A 14707-nucleotide genomic window follows, 5' to 3' on the forward strand; every position below is an offset into this window, starting at 1 on the left:
AGTCTGCGGCTTTGCCAGAGGAGTTTTTAATGTCCGCGCCTTCTGTTTTGATTGCCGGCTGCGGTGATATCGGCGGCCGCCTGGCCCGCCAATTATTGGCCGAACGTTGGCAAGTCCATGGCTTGCGGCGTACGGTTTCGAGCCTGCCGACCGGCGTCATCGGGGTGGCAGGGGATTTGTTCAGCGAGCAATGCCCCGTTGATTGGCCCATCGGTCCGCTGGACTACCTGGTGTACAGCGCCGCCGCCACCGACCACGACGAGGCGGGCTATCGCACGGCTTATGTCGAAGGGTTGCAGCATGTGTTGGGCTGGTTGAAGCAGCATGGCCAGCGGCCCAAGCGCCTGCTGTTTGTGTCCAGCAGCAGTGTTTATGGGCAGCAGCAGGGCGAGTGGGTGGATGAAACTTCGCCTACCGTGGCCGGCGGTTATTCCGGTCGGCTGATGCTTGAAGCCGAACAAATCGCCCTGGACAGTGGCATCCCGGCCAGTCGCGTGCGCCTGACCGGCATCTATGGGCCGGGTCGGGAGTGGTTGCTGAGCCAGGTGCGCCAAGGTTATCGCGTGGTGATCGACCCGCCGCTGTACGCCAATCGTATCCATGCCGACGATGCCGCCGGCTTGCTGGCGTTTCTGCTGGAGGCTGATCGCCAGGGCCAGGTGTTGGACGATTGCTACATCGGCGTCGATGACGCCCCCGCGCCACTGGCCGAAGTGGTGGGCTGGTTGCGGGAATACATGGGGGTTACCGAGTGGGCCGAAGACGCCAGCGTGCGTCGCGCCGGCAGCAAGCGCTGCAGCAATGCCCGGGCGAAGGCCTTGGGGTGGACGCCGCGTTATCCGAGTTTTCGCGAGGGGTATGCGGCGATTCTGGAAGGGCGTTGCTGACTTACAGCCACCCCAAAACAAACTGTTGGAGCGAGCCTGTGGGAGCAAAGCTTGCTCGCGATGACGTCGCTACATACAACACTTCTGTTGGCTGTAAAACCGCTATCGCGAGCAAGCTTTGCTCCCACAGGCTCGCTCCCACATTAGGGAGTTCGGATTACTGCTTTTCAAGCACCCACTTGCGATCACCCGGTGTGAATGACGGCATTTCATCGGCCAGCGCGGCATTCACGGTCTGGAAAATTTCCAGCTTCTTGCCGTCGCGAGCGAAGATCCAGGTGTTGCCCTGGCCGTTCTGTTGCAGCCAGATGTTGTCGTTGCCGCCACTCATGGAGGCGCAATCGCCCGCCAGGCATAAGGCGTAGCGATCGGCGCCGGGCAGGCCGCTGACCTGGCCGTCAGGCTGGAATTGCACGGTGGCGCCTTGGCCGGGGCCGTTGACGATGTTCCAGGTGCCACCGAGGTAGGCGGCATACAGCGCCCGTTCGAAACTGGCGCCGATGGGTGCGCCTTCCGGCACCTGGACTTGCGCACGGTCGAACACCTGCTGCGGTTCGTTCTCGGTAGCCGCCTGGCTCAACTGGTCGCCGTCACGCTTGAGTTCGCTGGCGGAGCTGCCGTAGAAGTCGACTTTCCAGGCGCCGTCTTCTTCGCCCAGCAACTTGCCTTCGACGTTTTCAAAGCCGTTGGTGTAGCGCGCCTGGCCGGCCCGGGTGTTGACGTCCCATTCCAGGTTAGGGCCATAGCCTTGCAGCGCTTCGCGCAGCGGGCCGCCTTTGGCGGCAGCGTCGATGGCCGCCTGGTTGATCCAGGTGCCGCTGATGTCACGGTCGGCAGGGTCGCTGGCGCAACCGCCCAGAAAGAGGGCGAGCAGCGAGAGAGCAAGCGCTTTGCGCATGGTGGAATCCTTTCAAGACGAAAACGGCGCAGCGGGGGAGGCTGCGCCGACCTTATTACTCGATGACCAGGATGGCATCCATCTCGACCTGCGCGCCCTTTGGCAGGGCCGCCACGCCAATGGCGGCGCGGGCAGGGTAAGGCTGATCGAAGTACTTGCCCATGATCTCGTTGACCTTGGCGAAGTGGCTCAGGTCGGTGAGGAAGATGTTGAGCTTGACGATGTCCTTGAACGAACCGCCAGCAGCTTCGGCCACGGCCTTGAGGTTTTCGAACACCTGCACGGTCTGGGCCTCGAAGCCTTCCACCAGCTCCATGGTTTTCGGGTCCAGTGGGATCTGGCCCGACATGTACACGGTGTTGCCGGCCTTGATCGCCTGGGAGTAAGTACCGATGGCGGCCGGGGCCTTGTCGCTGGTGATTACAGTCTTGGTCATTGATGACTCCTTGTAAGCAATAGGGCTGTTGAGGCGCTATGCGCGCATCCGAGTGATGCGGATAACGCCGGTCAGGGCGCGCAGTTTCTTGATCACGCGGGCCAGGTGCACACGGTCGTGCACGCTGACCACCAATTGGACGACGCTGATGCGGCCATCGCGCTCGTCCATGCTGATTTTTTCGATATTGCCGTCGGCGGCGTTGACGCTGCTGGCCAGCAGGGCGATCAGGCCACGCTGGTGTTCCAGCTCGACCCGCAACTCGACATTAAATTCGCCGGTGACATCCTTGGCCCAGGAGAGCTGGATGCATTTTTCCGGGTTGTGGCGGATTTCGCTGATGTTGCGGCAGTTGTCCAGGTGCACCACCATCCCCTTGCCGGCGGACAGGTGGCCGACAATCGGGTCGCCCGGGATCGGCGTGCAACACTTGGCATAGCTGAGCACCAGGCCTTCGGTGCCGCGAATCGCCAGCGGGCCTTCGGGGCTTGGCAGCTGTTCGCCTTCGCCAAGCAGGCGGCGGGCGACGACATAGGCCATGCGATTGCCCAGGCCGATGTCTTCGAGCAGGTCTTCGATCAATTCGAGGCGGTATTCGTGGAGCATCACTTGCACGCGCTCGCCTGGAATCTTGTCCAGGGAGCTGTCGAAGCCGTTCAGGACCTTGTTCAACAGGCGTTCGCCGAGGCTGATGGATTCGGAGCGGCGTTGCAGCTTCAGCGCGTGACGAATGTGCGTGCGGGCCTTACCGGTGACCACGAAGTTGAGCCACGCCGGGTTGGGCCGTGCGCCGGGGGCGCTGACGATCTCCACCGTGGAGCCGCTTTGCAGCGGCTCGGACAACGGTGCCAGGCGACGGTTGATGCGACAGGCGATGCAGCTGTTGCCGACGTCGGTGTGCACCGCATAGGCGAAGTCCACGGCCGTGGAGCCTTTGGGCAGCTCCATGATCCGGCCTTTGGGCGTGAACACGTAGACCTCGTCCGGGAACAGGTCGATCTTCACGCTCTCGATGAATTCCAGGGAGTTGCCGGCGCGCTGCTGCATTTCCAGCACACCCTTGACCCATTGCCGGGCGCGGGCGTGGGTGCTCTTGGGTTGTTCGTCGCCGCTGGATTTGTAGAGCCAGTGGGCGGCGATGCCGTTGTTGGCCATCTCTTCCATTTCGCGGGTGCGGATCTGGATTTCGATCGGGACGCCGTGCATGCCGAACAGCGTGGTGTGCAGCGATTGGTAGCCGTTGGCCTTGGGGATCGCGATGTAATCCTTGAAGCGCCCCGGCAACGGTTTGTACAAATTATGTACAGCACCGAGCACGCGATAACAGGTATCGACCTTGTCGACGATGATCCGGAACGCGTAGACGTCCATGATCTCGTTGAAGGCCCGACGCTTTCCGCGCATTTTCTTGTAGATGCCGTAGAGGTGTTTCTGTCGCCCGCTGACTTCGCCTTCGATGCCGTCGATGGCCAGGCAGTGGCTCAGGGACTCTTCGATCTTGTTGACGATTTCCTTGCGGTTGCCCCGGGCGCGCTTGACGGCCTGGTTGATCCGCGCCGAACGCATCGGGTGCATGGCCTTGAAGCCCAGGTCTTCGAACTCGATGCGGATCGCGTGCATGCCCAGGCGATTGGCGATGGGCGCATAGATTTCCAGGGTTTCCTTGGCGATGCGCCGGCGTTTTTCGCCGGAGAGTACTTCCAGGGTGCGCATGTTGTGCAGGCGGTCGGCGAGCTTGACCAGGATCACGCGGATGTCGCGCGCCATGGCCATGGCCATTTTCTGGAAGTTTTCGGCCTGGGCCTCGGCCTTGGTCTCGAAGTTCATCTGAGTCAGCTTGCTGACCCCGTCGACCAGTTCGGCCACGGTTTCGCCGAACTGCGCTTGCAGCGCTTCCTTGGCAATGCCGGTGTCTTCGATCACGTCATGCAGCATCGCCGCCATCAGGCTCTGATGGTCCATGTGCATGTCGGCAAGAATATTCGCCACCGCAAGAGGATGCGTGACGTACGCTTCGCCGCTGCGGCGGCGTTGGCCGTCGTGGGCTTGTTCAGCGTAGAAATAGGCTCGGCGGACCAGGTTGACCTGGTCCGTGCCGAGGTAGGCCGATAAGCGATCGGCGAGGGCGTCTATGCTCGGCATGATGATGACTCCTGCCGTTTGCTGTGACCCCGCGCCGTGCTACGTCGACCAGGCATAGGCTTAGACCGCCTCGTTGGACTCGTCCTCGAACGCTGCGAACAGCGGTTCGTCTTCGACGATTTCAGCGTTGGCGATGAACTCGTAGCTCATCAGGCCTTCGGCGATTTCACGCAGCGCTACCACGGTAGGCTTGTCGTTTTCCCACTGGACCAATGGCTCTTTGCCGCCGGTGGCCAGTTGACGGGCACGCTTGGTAGAGAGCATGACCAGCTCAAAGCGGTTTTCCACGTGTTCTAGGCAGTCTTCAACGGTTACGCGGGCCATGGTATTCCTCGGAGCGAATGCAATATGCGCGCTGCCCGGTTGGGCGAGCGGACTCGACAGTTTAAAAAAACACCAGCGTTTAGGGAAGCGCTGATTTTTTAACCAAACCCCTCGGCGCGCTGCGACTACCAATGTAAAGCCGTCGCAGCGGTTTTGGGAAGGGCTGATCAGCCCAACAATTCGGCCAATAATTTACCGAAACGTTGCTGCTGGCGTTTCTGTTGCAGCTGGCTGGCGCGGAAAATCGCCTTCAGGTCGTCCAGTGCGTGGGCGAAATCGTCGTTGATGATCAGGTAATCGTAGTCGACGTAGTGGCTCATTTCGCTGACCGCTTCGCGCATCCGGCCTTCGATGATTTCGTCACTGTCCTGGCCGCGGTTGGTCAGGCGCTGGCGCAACGCCTGCTGGCTCGGCGGCAGGATGAAGATCGAGCGGGCCTGGGGCATCAGCTTGCGCACCTGCTCGGCGCCTTGCCAGTCGATTTCCAGGATCAGGTCGTGGCCTTCGTCGAGGGTCTGCTGCAAGTAGCTTTGCGAAGTGCCGTAGAGGTTGCCGAAGACTTCGGCGCGCTCCAGGAAGTCGCCGTGCTCGGCCATCTTCACGAACTCTTCGCGGTCGACGAAGTGATAGTTCACGCCATTCACTTCCCCCGGGCGCATGGCACGGGTGGTGTGCGAGACCGAGACGCGAATTTGCGGCTCGGCGTCGATCAACGCCTTGACCAGGCTGGTCTTGCCGGCGCCCGAGGGCGCGGAAATGATGTAGAGAGTGCCGGTGCTGTGGGTCATGTCGGGTTAGCCTTACTCAATGTTCTGCACTTGTTCGCGCATTTGCTCGATCAACACCTTGAGGTTGACCGCTGCCTGGGTGCTGCGCGGGTCGAAGGCTTTGGAGCCCAGTGTATTGGCTTCGCGGTTGAGCTCCTGCATCAGGAAGTCGAGGCGGCGACCGGCCGCACCGCCGGACTTGAGCACCCGGCGAACTTCGATGATGTGGGTGCTCAGGCGATCCAGTTCTTCGGCCACGTCGCTCTTTTGCGCGAGCATGACCATTTCCTGTTCCAGGCGTTGCGGATCCAGCTCGGCCTTCATGTCGGCGAAGCGGTCGAGGACTTTCTGGCGCTGGGTGGCGAGCATCTGTGGGACCAGCTCGCGCAGGGTGCTGACGTCTTCTTCGATGGAGGTCAGGCGCTCGTTGATCAGCCGGGCCAGCTCCGCGCCTTCACGCTCGCGACCGGCCTTGAGTTCTTGCAAGCCTTGGTTGAACAGTGCCAGCGCCTCGGCGTTCAGCGCTTGTGGGTCGCTCGCGTCACCCACCAGCACGCCGGGCCAGGCCAGGACTTCCAGCGGGTTCAGGGCTGCCGGATTCTTGATCAGGCTGGCGACGGTTTCGGCGGCGGCGACCAATTGCGCGGCGCGCTCGCGGTCCACTTGCAGGGCTTTGCCGGTGCTTTCTTCGGTGAAACGCAGGGTGCATTCCAGCTTGCCCCGGGACAAGCCCTGGCGCAGCGCTTCGCGCACTCCGCCTTCCAGGTCGCGGAAGGACTCGGGCAGGCGCAGGTGCGGCTCCAGGTAACGGCTGTTGACCGAGCGCAGTTCCCAGCTCAGCGTGCCTTGGGCCCCGGCTTTTTCGACGCGGGCGAAGGCGGTCATGCTGTGCACCATGGAGGTTCCTCGCAATGCAGGCCGGCACGACGGTGGTCGTGGGCCTGGGATCTGTAGATAAAAGCCCGAGGGCAGCAAAGGCGCAGGATTGTAGCGCAGTGGGACGCAAGCGCCCAAACAGCTCCGGCAACAAAGCGCTGCAGCCCGTCGGCCGGGGTTTTGAGCGCGCTCACCTGCCGCGTCAGTTTTTTTAAACTGCCCTCTGGCGGCCCACGGCTCTATAATGTCCGGCAGTTTTCCGTCCTCTGTACAGGTGTTCCCTATGAAACGTCCAAGTGGTCGCGCTGCCGATCAGCTTCGCTCGATCCGCATTACCCGCAACTACACCAAACACGCCGAGGGATCTGTACTGGTCGAATTCGGTGATACCAAGGTCATCTGCACTGTTAGTGTCGAAAACGGCGTGCCACGGTTTCTCAAGGGCCAGGGCCAGGGCTGGTTGACCGCCGAATACGGCATGCTGCCGCGCGCCACCGGTGAGCGGAACCAGCGTGAGGCCAGCCGCGGCAAGCAGGGCGGTCGTACCCTGGAAATCCAGCGCTTGATCGGCCGTTCGCTGCGCGCCGCGCTGGACATGTCCAAGCTAGGCGACGTGACGCTGTATGTGGACTGCGACGTGATCCAGGCCGACGGCGGCACACGTACGGCCTCCATCACCGGGGCCATGGTTGCGCTGGTCGATGCCTTGAAAGTGATCAAGAAGCGCGGCGGCCTCAAGGGCGGCGACCCGCTCAAGCAGATGATCGCCGCCGTGTCCGTGGGCATGTATCAGGGCGAGCCGGTGCTGGACCTGGATTACTTGGAGGACTCCGCCGCCGAGACCGATCTGAACGTGGTCATGACCAGTGCTGGCGGTTTCATCGAAGTCCAGGGCACCGCCGAAGGCGCGCCGTTCCAGCCGGAAGATTTGAACGCTATGCTGGAATTGGCGAAGAAAGGCATGAACGAGATTTTCGAACTGCAAAAAGCCGCATTGGCTGACTGATTGTTTCGCGCTTCAGACAAGGAGAGTGTCATGAGTGATGAGCAAGTCCTACTGCCCCAGCCGAGCAAAGAGGCGCGTCAATGGGCAATGTTTTGTCACCTGTCCGCCTTGTTGGGGATCTGGATTCCGTTTGGCACGCTGATCGGGCCGTTGGTGCTCTGGCAGCTCAAGCGTGAATCCGACCCGTTCATCGATGCCCAGGGCAAGGAAGCGCTGAACTTCCAGATCACTGTGGCGATTGCCTCGGCGATCTGCCTGCTGTTGATGATCGTGGTGATTGGCTTCTTCCTGTTCGGCCTGGTGGCCATCGGTGCGCTGGTGCTGACCATCATTGGCGGCGTGAAGGCCAATGAAGGACTGCCGTATCGGTATCCGTTTACCTGGCGGTTGGTCAAATAACGATCAGTAAACGCCTGTCCCTGTGGGAGCGAGCTTGCTCGCGATTGCGATTTTTCATTCAACATCGATGTTGGTTGATCCGCCGCCATCGCGAGCAAGCTCGCTCCCACGGTAGAAATGGGTGTCCACAAAAAAACCGACACGGCTGTCGGTTTTTTTGTGGCTGCGAAACGACACTCAGATCGTCAGCGTCCAGTCGTAATCCACGATCAGCGGCGCATGCTGTGAGAACCGTGGCTGGCGCGGCAGGCGGGCGCTGCGTACGAAGCGGCGCAGCCCGGGCGTCAGCAACTGGTAGTCGAAACGCCAACCGAGGTTGAGCATTTCGGCCTGCTCGTTGTCCGGCCACCAGCTGTATTGGTCGCCTTCGCGGCTGACTTCACGCAGGGCATCGACATAACCCATGTTGCCAATGATCTCGTCCATCCAGGCCCGTTCCGGCGCCAGGAAACCAGGAGATTGTTGGCTGTCGCGCCAGTTCTTGATATCCAGCTTCTGTTGCGCCACGTACAGCGAGCCACAATAGATGTACTCGCGACGTTTGCGCCGCTGTTTATCCAGGTAACGGGCGAAGTCGTCCATCAACTTGAATTTCTGATTCAAATCTTCATCGCCGTTCTGCCCCGAAGGGAGCAGTAAGGTCGCGATGCTGACCTTGTCGAAATCGGCTTGCAGGTAGCGCCCGTAGCGGTCCGCCGTCTCGAAACCGAGACCGTTGATGACAGCCTTCGGTTGCAGCCGCGAGTACAAAGCCACGCCACCCTGGGCGGGGACTTCGGCATCGCAGGCATAAAGGAAGTAACCATCCAGTTGGAAGGCTGCATCGTCCAGTTCAAAGGCGGAGGCGCGGGTGTCCTGCAGGCAGATGACGTCGGCATTCTGTGCTTGCAGCCAACTGAGCAAACCACGCTCGACTGCAGCCTGAATACCATTGACGTTCACACTGATGATCCGCATAAATGGCCCCAAAAATCACGTGCGTGTATGATACACGGCGTGTACCTATTTAGCTAAATCCGCGGTATTTGAGGCTTTTTTCATGCAGGCGTATCAGCGCGATTTCATTCGCTTTGCCATCGATCGCGGCGTTTTGCGCTTCGGTGAATTCACCCTCAAGTCCGGGCGCACCAGCCCGTACTTCTTCAATGCCGGCCTGTTCAACAGCGGTACTGCCCTGGCGCAGTTGGGGCGTTTCTACGCGGCAGCCATCGTCGAGAGCGGCATCCCGTTCGACGTGCTGTTCGGCCCGGCCTACAAAGGCATCCCCCTGGCCGCCACCACCGCCGTCGCCTTGGCCGAACACCACGGCCGCGACCTGCCCTGGTGTTTCAACCGCAAGGAAGCCAAGGCCCACGGCGAAGGCGGCAGCCTGGTCGGCGCGCCGCTGACCGGCGAAGTATTGATCATCGACGACGTCATCACCGCCGGCACTGCCATTCGCGAAGTGATGCAGATCATCGGTTCCCAGGAAGGCGCTAAGGCGGCCGGCGTGCTGATCGCCCTGAACCGTCAGGAGCGCGGCAACGGTGAGCTGTCGGCGATCCAGGAAGTGGAGCGCGACTTCGGCATTCCGGTGATCAGCATTGTGTCGCTGAACCAGGTGCTGGAGTTTTTGGCCGACGATCCGCAACTCAAGCAGCATTTGCCGGCGGTGGAAGCCTACCGCGCCCAGTTCGGCGTCTGAAATGGCTCCTGATTTTGATCTTGTGGCGAGGGAGCTTGCTCCCGCTGGGCTGCGCAGCGGCCCCAACATTTTGGCGATCGCTGCGCAATCGAGCGGGAGCAAGCTCCCTCGCCACAAAAGCATCATCTGAAAAAGAGGTGCAAAAAAAGACCCCGCTCAACCTGGTTGAGCGGGGTCTTTTTTTACCGGTGTCGCTTACGGACGCTTGCGATTACTGATCAACGTACCCACACCTGTATCGGTGAAGATCTCCAGCAGAATCGCATTCGGCACCCGCCCGTCGATGATCAGCGAGCTGCCGACGCCGCCCTGTACCGCCTCCAGCGCGCAACGAATCTTCGGCAGCATGCCGCCGTAGATGGTGCCGTCAGCGATCAGGTCGTCAACCTGCTGGGTCGACAACCCGGTCAGGACCTTGCCGGTCTTGTCCATCAGGCCGGCGATGTTGGTCAGCAGCATCAGCTTTTCAGCTTTCAGTGCCTCGGCAACCTTGCCCGCCACCAGATCGGCATTGATGTTGTACGACTCACCGTTGGCGCCCACGCCGATCGGCGCGATCACCGGGATGAAGTCACCCTTGACCAGCAGGTTCAGCAGGTCGGTGTTGATGCCGACCACTTCGCCCACGTGACCGATGTCGATGATTTCCGGCTGGGTCATCTCCGGGGTCTGGCGGGTGACGGTGAGCTTCTTCGCCCGGATCAGCTCGGCGTCCTTGCCCGTCAGGCCAATGGCGCTGCCGCCATGGCGGTTGATCAGGTTGACGATGTCCTTGTTGACCTGACCGCCGAGGACCATTTCCACCACATCCATGGTCTGCGCATCGGTCACACGCATGCCGTCGATGAAGTGGCTCTCGATCGACAGGCGCTTGAGCAGGTCGCCGATTTGCGGGCCGCCGCCGTGGACCACCACCGGGTTGATGCCCACGGCCTTCATCAGCACGATGTCGCGGGCGAAGCCGGTTTTCAGCTCCTCGCTTTCCATCGCGTTGCCGCCGTATTTGATCACCAGGGTCTTGCCGACGTAGCGTCGGATATAAGGCAACGCTTCGGACAGGACCTTGGCGGTGTTGGCGGCGGCTTCGCGTTCGAGGGTCATTCAGGGCTCCGGTAGTGCTTCAAAAAATCAAAACGGTAGTTGGAGATCAGGTGCAACACGTTTGAGTTGGGTGTGGAACACGTCCTTGATGCGCTGCAGTTCGGCCTCGTTGTCGGCCTCGAAGCGCAGCACCAGCACCGGGGTGGTGTTGGACGCGCGGACCAGGCCCCAGCCTTGTGGGTAGTCGACCCGCACACCGTCGATGGTGGTCAGTTCGGCGCCTTCGCCCCACTGGGCGTCGTGCAGTGCATCAATGATGCTGAATTTGCTCTCTTCGGTCACATGGATATTGATTTCTGGCGTAGAAATATCGTTCGGGAAGGTTGCGAACAGCTCTTCGGCCGTGGATTTTTCCTTGCTGAGGATCTCCAGCAGGCGCGCGGCGCTGTAGATACCGTCGTCGAAACCGAACCAGCGCTCCTTGAAGAAGATGTGGCCGCTCATTTCACCGGCCAGCAGGGCACCGCTCTGTTTCATTTTCTTCTTGATCAACGAATGACCGGTTTTCCACATCAGCGGACGACCGCCATATTCCTTGATCAGTGGCACCAGGCGACGGGTGCACTTAACGTCGAAGATGATTTCGGCGTTCGGATTGCGCGCCACCACGTCCTTGGCGAATAGCATCAGCAGGCGGTCGGGGAACACCACGCTGCCGGTATTGGTCACCACGCCCACGCGGTCACCGTCGCCGTCGAAGGCCAGGCCCAGGTCGGCGTTGGTTTCCTTGACCTTGGCGATCAGGTCTTGCAGGTTTTCCAGCTTGCCCGGGTCCGGGTGGTGGTTGGGGAAGTTACCGTCCACATCGCAGAACAGCGGGATGACTTCGCAATTCAGGGCTTCGATCAGTTGCGGGGCGATCACGCCGGCCGCACCGTTGCCGCAGTCGACCACCACTTTCAGGCGTCGGGCGAGCTTCACGTCCTTGACGATCTCGTCGTTGTAGCGCTCGAGGATGTCGACCTTGGTCACGCTGCCCTGGCCGCTGCTCAGGTCGTTGGTCTTGAGGCGGGTGTGCAGGGCCTGGATCTGCTCGTTGGCGAGGGTGTCGCCGGCAATGACGATCTTGAAGCCGTTGTAGTTCGACGGGTTGTGGCTGCCGGTGAGCATCACACCGGATTTGCCGGCCAGCACGTTGGCGGCGTAGTACAGCGCCGGGGTCGGTACCAGGCCCACGTCGCTGACGTGGCAGCCACTGTCGGCAACGCCTTTGATCAACTGTTCTACCAGCTCAGGGCCCGACAAGCGGCCATCACGGCCGACGCACACGTTCGGTTCGCCCTGGGCCAGGCTCTGGGAGCCAATGGCGCGGCCGATCCAATAGGCGGTTTCGGCGGTGAGGGTTTCCGGTACCACGCCACGGATGTCGTAGGCGCGGAAAATGCTTTCAGGGAAGATCGGGGCGATTGCGGCTGGGGTGTTCATGGGCGGGGCGCTCTATCAGGAAAGTGACTGGACAGGCCGGCACTGGGCGTCGGCAGGCTCAAGCTGAAGGGTATGACGGCGTTTTTGACAGAGAGTTCGTGGTGGGAAATTGCCATGAGACAGCGTTACCCCGGCCTCGCTCGCCTAATACATTGATTCCGGATGGGAAACCTAGCAGAAAGCCATTGCGCATTTTTTGTCCTGAAACAGAAGCTTAACAAACGGGCCGGGCAGGACGCCCGGCCCGGAATCGCACGGTCAATGGCTGCCGGAATGTCCGAAACCACCGGCGCCGCGCTGGCTCTCGTCGAATTCCTCGACCAGTTCGAAGTGGGCTTGGACCACCGGCACCAGCACCAACTGCGCGATGCGTTCGCCCACGGCAATGTTGAAGGCCGTCTGGCCGCGGTTCCAGCACGACACCATCAATTCGCCCTGGTAGTCGGAGTCGATCAGGCCCACCAGGTTGCCCAGCACGATGCCGTGCTTGTGGCCCAGGCCCGAGCGCGGCAGGATCAGCGCGGCCAGGCCCGGGTCGCCGATGTACACCGACAGGCCGGTAGGAATCAGCAGGGTCTGGCCTGGTTCCAGGATCGTGTCCTGCTTGAGCATCGCCCGCAGGTCGAGGCCGGCGGAGCCCGGTGTGGCGTATTGCGGCAGCGGGAATTCGCTACCGATGCGTGGGTCGAGGATCTTGGCTTGTAGGGCGTGCATGACATTAAACCTGGTTCAGACGTTCGGCGATAAAAGTGATCAGCTGGCGGGCAATCTTGCTCTTGCTGGTCTGGGCGAAAAGCGTGGCGTGCAACTGGCGGTCGATCACGCTGCAGGCGTTTTCTTCGCTGTTGAAGCCGATGCTCGGGTTGGCGACGTCGTTGGCGACGATCAAGTCGAGGTTCTTGTCCTTGAGCTTGCGGGCGGCGTAGTCGAGCAGGTGTTCGGTCTCGGCGGCGAAGCCGACACTGAACGGACGGTCGGGGCGGGTGGCGATGCTGGCCAGGATATCCGGGTTGCGCACCATTTGTAGTAGCAGGCCGTCACCGCTTGTAGGGTCTTTCTTCAATTTTTGCGGGGCAACGACTTCGGGGCGGTAGTCCGCTACCGCAGCCGAGGCGATGAACAGGTCGCACGGGATGGCCGCTTCGCAGGCCGCGAGCATGTCCCGGGCACTGACCACGTCGATGCGCGTGACCCGGTCCGGGGTCGGCAGGTGCACCGGGCCGGTAATCAGCGTCACCCGGGCGCCGGCTTCCACGGCGGCTTCGGCCAGGGCGAAGCCCATTTTCCCGGAGCTGTGGTTGGTGATGTAGCGCACCGGGTCGATGTTTTCCTGGGTCGGCCCGGCGGTGATCAGCACATGCTTGCCGGTCAGGGCCTGGCGCTGGAAGCAGTCGGCGGCGCACTGGGCCAGGTCCGTGGCTTCGAGCATGCGCCCCATGCCGACATCTCCGCAGGCCTGGCTGCCTGAGGCCGGGCCGAAGACTTTCAGGGCGCGGCTTTCCAGCAATTGCAGGTTGGCCTGGGTGGCCGGGTCGCGCCACATGGCTTGGTTCATGGCGGGTGCAACGGCGACCACGGCGTCGGTGGCGAGCACCAGGGTGGTCAGCAGGTCGTCGGCGATGCCTTGGGCCAGACGGGCGATCAGGTCGGCCGTGGCCGGGGCGATCAGCACCAGGTCGGCCCATTTGGCCAGTTCGATATGGCCCATGGCGGCTTCGGCCGCCGGGTCGAGCAAATCCAGGTGGACCGGGTGCCCGGACAGGGCTTGCATGGTCAGCGGGGTAATAAACTCGCTGCCACCACGGGTCATGACGACCCGTACTTCCGCGCCCTGGTCGATAAGCCTGCGAACCAGCTCGGCGCTCTTGTAGGCGGCAATGCCGCCGCCGACGCCCAGAACGATGCGTTTCCGATACAGCCGCTGCATAGGCCTGCCTTTCGATTTCAGTGGTCAGTGCAAGGCGAACCCCTTGGCAGCAGCTGCCAGGGTGCTAATCGCCTGCAAAAAAGATGGGCTACGATATCACAGCGACCGCTACGGAACAGCGGCGCCCACAATCAGGGAGATGCCATGAGTATTCGCGATTGGCCTGCGGCCGAACGGCCACGGGAGAGGTTATTGGCGCTGGGGGCGGGGAGTCTTTCGGACGCCGAGCTGCTGGCGATTTTTTTACGCACCGGCGTGTCGGGCAAAAGCGCTGTGGATCTGGCGCGACAACTGTTGATTCAATTTGGCAGCCTGCGCGCACTGCTTGAAGCGGATCAGATCACATTCAGCAATCACATGGGGCTCGGGCCGGCGAAGTTTGCCCAACTGCAGGCGGCTCAGGAAATGAGTCGGCGGCATTTGGCTGAACGGGCGCGGGAAAAGACCATGCTGGAAAGCCCGTTCGCGGTGCGTGAATACCTGAAGTCCATGCTGCGCCACGAGCCCCACGAGGTGTTCGGTTGCCTGTTTCTCAATTCCAAGCATCAGGTGCTGACCTTCGAAGCGCTGTTTCGCGGTTCTATCGACAGCGCCAGTGTCCATCCCCGGCAGGTGGTCAAGCGCGCCCTGGCCCACAACGCCGCTGCGTTGATCCTGTGCCACAACCACCCCTCCGGCAACACCGAGCCCAGCCAGGCCGACCGGGTGCTCACCGAGCGGCTCCAGGAGGCCCTGGAGCTGATCGACGTGCGGGTGCTCGACCACTTCATTGTTGGCGATGGGGAGCCGCTGTCGATGGCGGAGTATGGGTGGATGTAGGCCCGATTAGGCTTGA

15 protein-coding genes and 1 pseudogene are annotated in these 14707 nt (G+C 61.6%); 5 read left to right on the plus strand and 11 right to left on the minus strand.

Annotation, left to right across the window (positions count from 1 at the left end; all coding sequences use genetic code 11):
• The first annotated feature begins 29 nt into the window (after positions 1 to 29).
• A complete protein-coding gene (locus tag AC3A5O_RS03375; RefSeq protein WP_305468830.1) occupies positions 30 to 887 on the plus strand; it encodes an SDR family oxidoreductase in 858 nt (285 codons plus the stop codon).
• Positions 888 to 1044: 157 nt separating this feature from the next.
• Here the strand turns inward: AC3A5O_RS03375 and AC3A5O_RS03380 are convergent, their stop codons facing one another.
• The 6 genes from AC3A5O_RS03380 to AC3A5O_RS03405 form a co-directional block, all read right to left on the minus strand.
• Positions 1045 to 1785, minus strand: coding sequence for a hypothetical protein (locus tag AC3A5O_RS03380; RefSeq protein WP_122567567.1), 741 nt, complete (start codon positions 1783 to 1785; stop codon positions 1045 to 1047).
• A 55-nt stretch (positions 1786 to 1840) separates the two neighbouring features.
• On the minus strand, positions 1841 to 2221 hold the full coding sequence (locus AC3A5O_RS03385; protein WP_014340863.1) for a RidA family protein: 381 nt from the start codon (positions 2219 to 2221) through the stop codon (positions 1841 to 1843).
• Positions 2222 to 2257: 36 nt separating this feature from the next.
• Positions 2258 to 4363, minus strand: coding sequence for a bifunctional GTP diphosphokinase/guanosine-3',5'-bis pyrophosphate 3'-pyrophosphohydrolase (gene spoT / locus AC3A5O_RS03390; RefSeq protein ID WP_053126562.1), 2106 nt, complete (start codon positions 4361 to 4363; stop codon positions 2258 to 2260).
• Between the two features lie 60 nt (positions 4364 to 4423).
• Positions 4424 to 4687: a DNA-directed RNA polymerase subunit omega gene (gene rpoZ / locus AC3A5O_RS03395; RefSeq protein ID WP_003177259.1), complete on the minus strand. Its 264-nt coding sequence runs from the start codon at positions 4685 to 4687 to the stop codon at positions 4424 to 4426.
• A 167-nt stretch (positions 4688 to 4854) separates the two neighbouring features.
• Positions 4855 to 5475, minus strand: coding sequence for a guanylate kinase (gene gmk, locus AC3A5O_RS03400; protein WP_053126561.1), 621 nt, complete (start codon positions 5473 to 5475; stop codon positions 4855 to 4857).
• A gap of 12 nt (positions 5476 to 5487) precedes the next feature.
• Positions 5488 to 6351, minus strand: a complete 864-nt coding sequence (locus tag AC3A5O_RS03405) for a YicC/YloC family endoribonuclease (RefSeq protein ID WP_305468829.1) — start codon at positions 6349 to 6351, stop codon at positions 5488 to 5490.
• Between the two features lie 262 nt (positions 6352 to 6613).
• Between AC3A5O_RS03405 and rph the strand changes: the two genes are divergently transcribed.
• Positions 6614 to 7336, plus strand: a complete 723-nt coding sequence (gene rph, locus AC3A5O_RS03410; protein WP_060740056.1) for a ribonuclease PH — start codon at positions 6614 to 6616, stop codon at positions 7334 to 7336.
• Positions 7337 to 7366: 30 nt separating this feature from the next.
• Positions 7367 to 7735: a DUF4870 domain-containing protein gene (locus tag AC3A5O_RS03415; RefSeq protein WP_122567565.1), complete on the plus strand. Its 369-nt coding sequence runs from the start codon at positions 7367 to 7369 to the stop codon at positions 7733 to 7735.
• Positions 7736 to 7912: 177 nt separating this feature from the next.
• On the opposite strand, the gene AC3A5O_RS03420 is transcribed toward AC3A5O_RS03415, so the two are convergent.
• Positions 7913 to 8692: a catabolite repression control protein Crc gene (locus tag AC3A5O_RS03420; RefSeq protein ID WP_013694557.1), complete on the minus strand. Its 780-nt coding sequence runs from the start codon at positions 8690 to 8692 to the stop codon at positions 7913 to 7915.
• Positions 8693 to 8774: 82 nt separating this feature from the next.
• On the opposite strand from AC3A5O_RS03420, the gene pyrE reads away from it, so the two are divergent.
• Positions 8775 to 9419 (plus strand): orotate phosphoribosyltransferase, encoded by a 645-nt coding sequence (gene pyrE / locus AC3A5O_RS03425; protein WP_122567564.1) that lies wholly within the window; start codon positions 8775 to 8777, stop codon positions 9417 to 9419.
• A gap of 195 nt (positions 9420 to 9614) precedes the next feature.
• On the opposite strand, the gene argB is transcribed toward pyrE, so the two are convergent.
• The 4 genes and pseudogenes from argB to coaBC all read right to left on the minus strand — a co-directional run bounded on the left by argB (position 9615) and on the right by coaBC (position 13872).
• Complete coding sequence (gene argB, locus AC3A5O_RS03430) at positions 9615 to 10520, minus strand: acetylglutamate kinase (protein WP_025216133.1); 906 nt, start codon at positions 10518 to 10520, stop codon at positions 9615 to 9617.
• Positions 10521 to 10547: 27 nt separating this feature from the next.
• Positions 10548 to 11951 (minus strand): annotated as a pseudogene (locus AC3A5O_RS03435) (phosphomannomutase/phosphoglucomutase); the annotation flags it as partial.
• A gap of 252 nt (positions 11952 to 12203) precedes the next feature.
• Complete coding sequence (dut, locus tag AC3A5O_RS03440; protein ID WP_053126549.1) at positions 12204 to 12659, minus strand: dUTP diphosphatase; 456 nt, start codon at positions 12657 to 12659, stop codon at positions 12204 to 12206.
• Positions 12660 to 12663: 4 nt separating this feature from the next.
• Complete coding sequence (gene coaBC / locus AC3A5O_RS03445) at positions 12664 to 13872, minus strand: bifunctional phosphopantothenoylcysteine decarboxylase/phosphopantothenate--cysteine ligase CoaBC (RefSeq protein WP_003206865.1); 1209 nt, start codon at positions 13870 to 13872, stop codon at positions 12664 to 12666.
• A gap of 144 nt (positions 13873 to 14016) precedes the next feature.
• On the opposite strand from coaBC, the gene radC reads away from it, so the two are divergent.
• Positions 14017 to 14691 (plus strand): RadC family protein, encoded by a 675-nt coding sequence (gene radC / locus AC3A5O_RS03450; protein ID WP_122567560.1) that lies wholly within the window; start codon positions 14017 to 14019, stop codon positions 14689 to 14691.
• The last annotated feature ends 16 nt before the right edge of the window (positions 14692 to 14707 follow it).

It is taken from the genome of Pseudomonas sp. Soil_N_39 (assembly GCF_057655955.1).